Origin of the sequence: Novosphingobium sp. HR1a (assembly GCF_015594425.1) — a bacterium.
Taxonomy (GTDB): Bacteria; Pseudomonadota; Alphaproteobacteria; order Sphingomonadales; family Sphingomonadaceae; genus Novosphingobium; species Novosphingobium resinovorum_A.
This window is the reverse complement of sequence record NZ_JABXWS010000136.1, coordinates 1-1,465: the sequence shown is the minus strand read 5'-3', so window position 1 is coordinate 1,465 and position 1,465 is coordinate 1. Positions and strand designations below refer to the sequence as shown.

The 1,465-nt window shown below is 56.9% G+C and carries 1 protein-coding gene; it reads left to right on the top strand.

Annotated features, from left to right (window positions below; genetic code table 11):
• Positions 1 to 136: 136 nt before the first annotated feature.
• Positions 137 to 1,168 carry an IS110 family transposase gene (locus tag HWN72_RS30630; RefSeq protein WP_211152316.1) on the top strand — a complete coding sequence of 344 codons (1,032 nt, stop codon included), beginning with the start codon at positions 137 to 139 and terminating at the stop codon, positions 1,166 to 1,168.
• Positions 1,169 to 1,465: the final 297 nt, after the last annotated feature.

Sequence of the window (1,465 nt, the reverse complement as noted above, 5' to 3'; positions counted from 1 at the left end):
ACGAACATGACGTAATCGCGGGAGCGCCAGCCATTGGCCAGATGCACGGGATTACTGGAAGGTTGGTTGCCCCCCGATAAGATGAAGAACGGGCTCACGATTTTGGACCGGGCCCAGCATCAGATGGAGGACAACCGTGGATCAGTATATAGGGCTCGACGTCTCTCTGAAAGACACTTCGATTTCGGTTCGACAGGATGGCAAGCGCATTTGGCGCGGCAAGTGTTCGTCCGATCCAAAGCTTTTGGCAGAAGTGATCCGCAAACGGGCCCCGAATGCAAAGCGCGTAGTGTTCGAGACAGGACCTCTTTCGGTATGGTTCTATCATGCGCTGACAGCCGAGGGGTTGCCCGCGATTTGCATAGACGCGCGCCATGCCAAGGCGGCTCTCGACATGGCTGCCAACAAGACCGATGCGAACGATGCCGATGGTTTAGCGCATTTGGCCGAGGTGGGTTTCTATCGTGAGGTCCGCGTCAAAGGCTTTGACAGCATGTTGATGAGGACACTGATCGCCGGGCGCCGTCAACTTATGAAGATGCGCGTGCAGATGTCCAACCAGATACGCGGTCTGATGAAGTCATTCGGGCTCGTCATACCCAAAGGCGCTGGCAGCGTCTTTGAACGCAACGTCGTCACATTTCTGGAAGGCGAGGTAGATTTGGCGCGTATTATCCTGCCGTTGCTTCAGGCTTGGGGTAATATTCGACTTCGCGTGGCGGAGTTGACCAAGCAGCTGGTCGCGATGGCGGGCGCAGATCAACGTTGCCGCCTGCTCACCTCGGTGCCTGGTGTGGGCACGATCACCGCCACAGCCTTTGCAGCAGCAGTGGAGGATTCGATCAACTTCAAAAACTCGCGCGCTGTGGGCGCTTGGGTCGGACTGACCCCGAAGCGATATCAATCGGGTGAGGTTGACTATGAAGGTCACATTTCCCGTCGTGGCGACGCCAAGTTGCGCACGCTATTGTACGAGGCGGCCTCGGTAATTCTGAACAGATCGTCGGAGACGAGCACGTTGCGCACCTGGGCGCTTGCGTTGAGGGAGCGGCTCGGCTTCAAACGCGCAGCAGTTGCCCTCGCGCGTAAGTTGGCGGTTATCATGCATGCGATGTTGAAGACGGGGGAGTTGTTTGATCCAAACGCTGGCGCCATCGTTCCAGCCTGACAAACAGCCCAATACCGTTACTGCACCAACCATCGTTTAACCAATAGCGCCCTTTCAGGGCGTGCCGAACCGTCCCTGCCGGGACGCGGATGGGATCATTCCGAGAAGCGGGAAGCAACTGCCCTGATGAGCAGATTGCGTCACGAACATAGGAAGATCTCACCTACGGAACCCATCCTGCGGCGATCAACTTGTATCGACCGCGTAGACGACCCTGTACCCGGCATACGCATGACAAGAATTATGAATAAACGAAGGTTGGGCGTGCTTGACAGAGGGGCGATTAGACGACCCGCT